Origin of the sequence: Streptomyces niphimycinicus, from assembly GCF_018883605.1 — a bacterium.
Classification (GTDB): Bacteria; Actinomycetota; Actinomycetes; order Streptomycetales; family Streptomycetaceae; genus Streptomyces; species Streptomyces niphimycinicus.
In genome coordinates, this window is record NZ_JAHLEM010000096.1 from 1 (window position 1) to 7,843 (window position 7,843).

Annotated in this window: 4 protein-coding genes; 2 read left to right on the plus strand and 2 right to left on the minus strand. The window is 71.6% G+C overall.

All coding sequences use genetic code 11. The features are described 5' to 3' along the window. Window positions 1-236: hypothetical protein (locus KN815_RS11525; protein ID WP_216341686.1), on the minus strand; the 236-nt coding region annotated here is incomplete at its 3' end. Between KN815_RS11525 and KN815_RS11530 the strand changes: the two genes are divergently transcribed. Next, on the plus strand, window positions 235-615 hold the full coding sequence (locus KN815_RS11530; RefSeq protein ID WP_216341687.1) for a MerR family transcriptional regulator: 381 nt from the start codon (window positions 235-237) through the stop codon (window positions 613-615). The genes KN815_RS11525 and KN815_RS11530 overlap by 2 nt on opposite strands. A gap of 237 nt (window positions 616-852) precedes the next feature. Then, window positions 853-4,269 carry an FxSxx-COOH system tetratricopeptide repeat protein gene (fxsT, locus tag KN815_RS11535; RefSeq protein ID WP_216341688.1) on the plus strand — a complete coding sequence of 1,139 codons (3,417 nt, stop codon included), beginning with the start codon at window positions 853-855 and terminating at the stop codon, window positions 4,267-4,269. A gap of 93 nt (window positions 4,270-4,362) precedes the next feature. Here fxsT and KN815_RS11540 read toward each other — a convergent pair. After that, on the minus strand, window positions 4,363-7,843 hold a 3,481-nt coding region (locus KN815_RS11540; protein WP_216341689.1), incomplete at its 5' end, for a multifunctional oxoglutarate decarboxylase/oxoglutarate dehydrogenase thiamine pyrophosphate-binding subunit/dihydrolipoyllysine-residue succinyltransferase subunit.

The window sequence follows — 7,843 nt, forward strand, 5'->3', positions numbered from 1 at the left end:
GGCTCCGCCCCGGAACCCGGCCGGACGACCTGGACGGCGCGGGGGTCCGCCCGTTCACCGGCCGGCGGCTCGTCCACCGCGCGACAGGTGGCGCGGTCGAGGCCCTGGCGGATGAGCTGATCGCGGCGGCGGTTGGCACGTCGCCCCCGGGGTCCGGGGGCGGAGCCCCCGGCAGCGGGAAGGGGCGGGGAGGGGAAAGAACAGCCGGAGCCCGTCCGCGAGTAGTGTCGCCGCATGCGGATAGGGGAGTTGGCGAAGGCCACCGGTGCCACCACCCGGGCCCTGCGCTTCTACGAGGAGCGAGGGCTGCTGAGTTCCACCCGCGCGGTCAACGGCTACCGGATCTACGACGAGCAGGCGATCCAGCGGGTGGCCAACATCCGCTATCTGCTGGACGCCGGGCTCACGCTGGAGGACATCGAGCACTTCGGTGCCTGCCTGGACGGCGATCTGCCGGGCAGCCGCCCCTCCGAGGCCATGCTGAACGTCGGGCGCCGCCGCCTGAGCGTGCTGGACGACCGCATCGCCACCCTCGCGCGGGTGCGCGCGGAGCTCGCCGAGCGGCTGGCCATCGCCTCGGGCGACCGGGCCGCGATCACTCCGTCGTCCGGCTGAGCAGCCAGGACACCAGCGCGCGTACGGCGCCGGAGAGTACGGCGGCGGTGAGGGTGAGGAGGGCGGGGCGGCGGCGGTTCGGCATCGTTGACCTCTTTCGGGAAACCGGCTCTCGGGAAACCGGCTTTCGTGAAACCGGCGAAGGCGCCGGGGGTACGTTTCACGATGTGCGGGCTCTGGGGCGTTGCGGCAGCCCGCACGCGTTGCAGGGCGGCCGCAACGGGGGAGGGGCGACCCATGGAGGACGGACCCGTCGGCGGGGAGCTGGTGCCGGAGCCGGGGGCGGCGCGGCGGATCGGGGATCTGAAGCCGATCCCCGAGCAGGTGAGACCCGAGTGCCGGGCGCTGGCGGAGAGCCTGCGGGAGCTGTTCGGCGCGGTCGGGGTGTCGCTGCGGGTCTTCGCCGTACGGCTGCACTACGACGCCGGGACCGTCTCGCGCTATCTGAACGGGACCGTGGTGCCGCCCGCCGAATTCGTGGACCAGCTCCTCACCCATGCCGCCAAGGCCACCGGACGGCCCTCCTCGGCCGAGGTGATGGCCCATGTGCACACCCTGCAACGGCGGGCGTTGCAGGCCACCAACAAGGTCGGCTGGGAGCTTCAGCGGCTGCGCGACCAGCTCGCCGACGCCGACCGGCAGCGCCAGCAGGCCGAGGTGCGCGCGGACGCGCTCTCGGAGGCGTTGCTGGTACGGAAACAGCGCATCGCGGAGATGGAGGTCGAGCAGCGGCGGATCGCGGTCGCGGCGGCGGACCGCGAGGCCCGGAGCGCGGAGCTGGACCGCCTTCGGCAGGAGCGTGCGGACCTGACGGCCGAACGGGACCGGCTGCGGGAAGAAGTCGCCCGCCTTCAGGACGCGTTGACCCAGGCCCGGCGGCAGGCGCTGGACGCCGAGCGCCGGTGCGAGGCGCTGGAACACCAGCTCCAGACCGAGGAGGAGGCGGCCGGGGCGAAGGCCGCCGCCGAGGACCCGGTCTCGCACCGGCTGTGGCTCGCCGAGGAGCAGGCCATCGCCGCGGAGGAGCGGGCCCGGCGGCTGGAATGGGAGCTGGCGGCGTTACGGGGCGGCGACGCCGACCCACCGGCCCGCCGTAAGGCGACCGGCGACCGGTCCGGCGACGCCGACCCGCCGGTGCCGCGGAGCGCGGCCGGTGACCGGCCCCGCGGCCGCACACCGGTCGACTCCGGACAGGTCCCCGCCGTCTGGGACGGGGTGCCGCGGCGCAACCCGCGGTTCACCGGGCGGGACGCTCTGCTCACCGAGGCGTACGACCGGCTGGACGCCGCCCCCGCCGACACCGCCGTGGTCGCCCTCGTCGGGCCACCGGGCATCGGCAAGTCTCAGCTCGCCGCCGAGTACGCCCACCGCTTCGCCGCCGGGTACGACGTCGTCTGGTGGAGCACCGTGGATGGGCGGCCCGCGCTGGAGGAGCGGCTCGCCGCGCTGGCCCCCGTGCTGGTGAGGGTTCCCGGGGACGTCGGCGTCCGTCGGGACGCGAAGGACGCGGACCTGGCCCGGGCCGCGCTGGAGGCGCTGCGCCGGGGCGATCCGTACCGGCGCTGGCTCGTCGTCCTGGACGACGCCGACGACCCGGAGGCCATCGTCGACCTGCTGCCCGCCGGGCGCGGCCATGTGCTGATCACTTCGCGGAACCGGGCGTGGGGCGCCCATGACGCCGATCTGCTGGATGTGCGGCCGCTGAGCCGCGAGGAGAGCGTCGCGTTCGTCCGCCGCCGCGCGCCCCGGCTCGACGACGGCGCGGCGGCGCTGCTCGCGGAGGCGGTGGAGGACCATCCGCTGATGCTTGATCAGACGGCGGGCTGGCTGGACGAGTCGACCGGGCCCATCGGCGACTACATCGAGGCGCTGCGCGCGGGCAGGACCAAGGACGTGGGCCTGAAGCGCGCGGCCGCGTATCCGCTGGCGTACCCGGTGGTGCTGGGCATCCAGCTCAACCAGCTCAGGGAGACCGCCCCGGCGGCCGCCGAACTGCTCCGGCTGTGCGCGTTCTTCGCGCCCGGGCCCGTCCCGCTGGAGCTGCTGCGGGCCGCACTGCTGCGGGTGCTGTCCGCCCCGCTGGCCGAGTTGCTGGACGACGACCTGCGGTGGCACGCGACGATCGGCGTGCTCACACAGAACTCGGTGGCGCGTCTGGAACCCGGCGCGCTGCGCCTGCCCCGCGCCCTGCGGCAGGCCGTAGGAGCGTCGATCGACGCCGACGATCACCAGATATATGCCCAGGTTGTCCGCCTGGCGCTGCGGGAGGCGGACCCCGGCACCCCCGACGACCCCACCGCCTGGCCGCGCTACGCCGACCTCGTCCCGCATCTGGAGCCCTCGGGAATGCTGGACGGGCGGCGCTTCGAGGGGCAGTTCACGATCGTCAACGCCCTGCGGTACCTGGCGCTGAGCGGCGCGTACCGGGACGGCATCCGGCTCGCCGAGCGGGCCGCGCGGGGCTGGGCGGGCATGAAGGCCGCGTGGTCGTTCGTCCCCGGCCATACCGCCCTGTTGCGCGCGGTGGGCGAGTACGCGGAGGCCGAACAGCTCGACCGCTCGCTTCTCAATCACAAGAAGGACTGGTCCCGGATGGTCGTGACGGCGGACCTGGCGGCCGATCTGCGGGGGCTGGGGTCGTACGAGGAGGCGCTCCGCCATGACGAGGCGGTGGTCCACTGGCTGGCGGAGCATCCTCATCTGGAGGACAGGCCGGCCCTGCGCGCCCATCGAAGTCTGGCCGCCTCACTCCGTGCGCTCGGGCGCTACGAGCAGGCGGGCCGGACCGACGCGGCGGCGCTGGCCCGCTGCCAGGACACCCTGGGCGAGCGGCACCCTCAGACGCTCACCACCATGACCGCTCATGGCTGGGATCTGCGGCTGGGCGGCCACCACGTCGAGGCGCTGCGGCTCCAAGTCCGCGCCGTCGACCGGCACCGCGAGGTCCTGGGAGCCGACCATCCGGACACCCTGGCCGCCGAGCATCTGCTGGCGCTCTGCGAACTCTCCCGCGGGGACACCGCCACGGATCGGCTGGACGAGGCACTGGCCCGAGCCCGGCGACTGCTCGAGGAGGACGCGCCGCTGACCCTGATGATCGCCTCCAGTCGCGCATGCGCCCACCGGCGTTACGGCGACGTCGAGCAGGCAGCGGCCTTCGCCGCCGCCGTGGCGGACGCCTACCGCGCGAGGCTGGGGCCCGGGCATCCGTACGCGCTCGGCACCGCGGCCAATCACGCCTGCGCCCTTATGGCCCTCGGTGACCGCGAGTCGGCGCCGGGAGCACTGGAGGAGGCCCTCCCCAAGATGACCGCCGCGGTGGGGGAGGACCACCCCTGGACACTGGGGACCGCCGTCAACACGGCCGCCGCCCACCAGCTCATGGGCGACCACACGAACGCCTGTGCGGTGAGCCGGGAGGCCGCGCTGCGGGCCGAGGCGGTGCTGGGCCCGCGGCACCCGCTCACCCTGACGGCGCGGCTCGCGCTCGCCGCCGATCTGTGGGCGATCGAAGGCGGCCAGGACGAGGCACGCACCATCAGGAAGATGGCTATCGACATCCTTGAAGCCCAGTTGGGGCCGCAACACCCCCAGGTGCTGGCGGCCCGTCAGCGCCACCGCCCCGTCTGGGACTTCGAGCCGCTGCCCATGTGACCGTAAGGGCTCCCAGAACGGCCAAAAGGCCCGGCCCCGCGCTGCGCGGGACCGGGCCTTCCGGGTGGAACGGGGTGGATCAGACGGGGTGGATCAGATCTCGAAGACCTCGTTCACCAGCGCCTGCTGCTCCGACTGGTGCCGCTTGTTCGACCCCACCGCGGGCGAGGACGAGTGCGGACGGGAGACCCGGACCAGGCGCTCGGCGGCGGGGATGTCCGCGCCGACCGACAGCTCCAGGTGGTCGATCAGGTTGAGCGCGACGAACGGCCAGGCACCCTGGTTGGCCGGCTCCTCCTGCGCCCACACGAACTTCTCCACACCCGAGTACTTGGCGATCTCGGCCTGGAGCTCCTTGCCCGGCAGCGGGTACAGCCGCTCCAGGCGGATGATCGCCGTGTCGTTCGCACCGCGCTTGTCCCGCTCCGCGACCACGTCGTAGTAGACCTTGCCGGAGCAGAAGACCACCTTGCGCACCCCGGCCGGGTCGACGGTCTCGTCGCCGATCACCGGACGGAAGGAGCCGCTCAGGAACTCGTCGGTCTTCGACGCCGCGGCCTTCAGACGCAGCATCGACTTCGGGGTGAAGACGACCAGCGGCTTGTGGTGCGGGTTGTGGACCTGCCAGCGCAGCAGGTGGAAGTAGTTCGACGGCAGCGTCGGCGCGGCGACCGTCATGTTGTTCTGCGCGCAGAGCTGGAGGAAGCGCTCGATACGGGCCGACGAGTGGTCCGGCCCCTGGCCCTCGTAACCGTGCGGCAGCAGCAGCGTGACACCAGAGGTCTGGCCCCACTTCTGCTCGGCCGAGGAGATGAACTCGTCCACGATGGTCTGCGCGCCGTTGACGAAGTCACCGAACTGCGCTTCCCACATGACCAGCGCGTTCGGACGGGCCAGCGAGTAGCCGTACTCGAAGCCCATCGCCGCGTACTCGCTGAGCAGCGAGTCGTAGATGTTGTACCGCGCCTGGTCCTCGGTGAGGTACAGCAGCGGGGTGTAGTCGTCGCCGGTCTCGCGGTCCACCAGCACCGCGTGGCGCTGGCCGAAGGTGCCGCGGCGGGAGTCCTGGCCGGCGAGCCGGACCGGGGTGCCCTCCATCAGCAGCGAGCCGATGGCGAGGGTCTCGCCCATGCCCCAGTCGATCGAGTCGTCCTCGATCATCGCCGCGCGCCGCTGGAGCTGCGGGAACAGCCGCGGGTGGACGGTGATCCGGTCGGGGGTGTTGACCTGGGACTCGGCGATCCGCTTGACGACCTCCTGGGAGACGGCCGTCTGGACCGTGACCGGGAACTCCGCCTGCGGCTCGGGGACCTCGGCCGGGGCCGGGGCCGAGACCGCGTCGCGGACCTCGGTGAAGACCTTCTCCAACTGGCCCTGGAAGTCCTGAAGCGCCTGCTCGGCCTCTTCCAGGGTGATGTCGCCGCGCCCGATCAGCGACTCGGTGTAGAGCTTGCGCACCGAGCGCTTCTTGTCGATCAGGTCGTACATCAGCGGCTGGGTGAAACCGGGGTTGTCGGTCTCGTTGTGGCCGCGGCGGCGGTAGCAGATCAGGTCGATGACCACGTCCTTGTTGAACGCCTGGCGGAACTCGAAGGCGAGCCGCGCGACGCGCACGACGGCCTCCGGGTCGTCGCCGTTCACATGGAAGATCGGCGCCTCGATCATGCGCGCGACGTCCGTGGCGTACATCGAGGAGCGGGACGCGGCCGGGGCGGCGGTGAAGCCGACCTGGTTGTTGATCACGATGTGCACGGTGCCGCCGGTGCGGTAGCCGCGCAACTGCGACATGTTCAGCGTCTCGGCGACCACACCCTGGCCCGCGAAGGCCGCGTCGCCGTGGAGGGCGACGGGCAGCACCGTGAAGTCGGTGCCGGCCTTGCCGATGATGTCCTGCTTGGCGCGGACGACGCCCTCCAGGACCGGGTCCACGGCCTCCAGGTGGGAGGGGTTCGCGGTCAGCGAAACCTTGATCTGCTCGCCGTCCAGGCCGGTGAAGGTGCCCTCGGCGCCCAGGTGGTACTTGACGTCGCCGGAGCCGTGCATGGACTTCGGGTCGAGGTTGCCCTCGAACTCGCGGAAGATCTGCGCGTACGACTTGCCGACGATGTTGGCCAGCACGTTGAGCCGGCCGCGGTGGGCCATGCCCACGACGACCTCGTCCAGGCGCGACTCGGCGGCCGCGTCCAGCACCGCGTCCAGCAGCGGGATGACGGACTCGCCGCCCTCCAGGGAGAACCGCTTCTGGCCGACGTACTTGGTCTGGAGGAACGTTTCGAACGCCTCGGCCGCGTTGAGCCGCCGCAGGATGCGCAACTGCTCCTCGCGCTCCGGCTTGTCGTGGCTGCGCTCGACGCGGTCCTGGATCCACTTGCGCTGCTTGGGGTCCTGGATGTGCATGAACTCGATGCCGGTGGTGCGGCAGTACGAGTCGCGCAGCACACCCAGGATGTCGCGCAGCTTCATCATGGTCTTGCCCGCGAAACCGCCGACCGCGAACTCGCGCTCCAGGTCCCACAGGGTGAGCCCGTGCTCGATGATGTCCAGGTCGGGGTGCTTGCGCTGGCGGTACTCCAGCGGGTCGGTGTCGGCCATGACATGGCCGCGGACCCGGTAGGAGTGGATCAGGTCGAAGACCCGCGCCGCCTTGGTGACATCGTCGTCGTGGCTGACGTCGATGTCCTTGAGCCAGCGGACCGGCTCGTAGGGGATGCGCAGCGCCTTGAAGATCTCGTCGAAGAAGTCGTTCTCGCCGAGCAGCAACTGGTTCATGATCCGCAGGAACTCGCCGGAGGCGGCGCCCTGGATCACCCGGTGGTCATAGGTGCTGGTCAGCGTCATGACCTTGGCGATGCCCAGCTTGTTCAGGGTGTCCTGGGAGGTGCCCTGGAACTCGGCGGGGTACTCCATGGCGCCGACGCCGACGATCAGGCCCTGTCCGGGCATCAGCCGCGGCACCGAGTGGACGGTGCCGATGCCGCCGGGGTTGGTCAGGGAGGCCGTGACGCCGGTGAAGTCGTCCATCGTCAGCTTGCCCGAGCGGGCGCGGCGCACGATGTCCTCGTACGCCTGCCAGAACTCGAAGAAGTTGAGCGTCTCGGCCTTCTTGATCGCGGCCACGACGAGCTGGCGGTCACCGTTGGGCTTGACCAGGTCGATGGCGAGACCGAGGTTGATGTGCTCGGGCTTGACCAGGGTCGGCTTGCCGTCCTTCTCGGTGAACGAGTGGTTCATCGAGGGCATCGCCTTCAGCGCCTGCACCATGGCGTAGCCGATCAGGTGCGTGAAGGACACCTTGCCGCCACGGGCGCGCTTGAGGTGGTTGTTGATGACGATGCGGTTGTCGAACAGCAGCTTGACCGGGACCGCACGGACCGAGGTGGCCGTCGGCAGCTCCAGCGACGCGTTCATGTTCTTCGCCACGGCGGCGGACGGGCCGCGCAGCGTGACCAGCTCGGGGCCGACGGAGGGCGCGGCGGGCTCCTTCTTGGAGGCCGTCGGCTCGGCCGGGGTCGGCTTGACCGGAGCGGGCTTGGCCGGGGCCGCCGGAGCCGCCGGGGCGGCCTTCGCGGCGGGG

Bases quoted from the DNA above. Each gene is read 5' to 3' on its own strand.
- fxsT (WP_216341688.1), top strand. From the start codon at position 853: ATGGAGGACGGACCCGTCGGCGGGGAGCTGGTGCCGGAGCCGGGGGCG.
- KN815_RS11530 (WP_216341687.1), top strand. From the start codon at position 235: ATGCGGATAGGGGAGTTGGCGAAGGCCACCGGTGCCACCACCCGGGCC.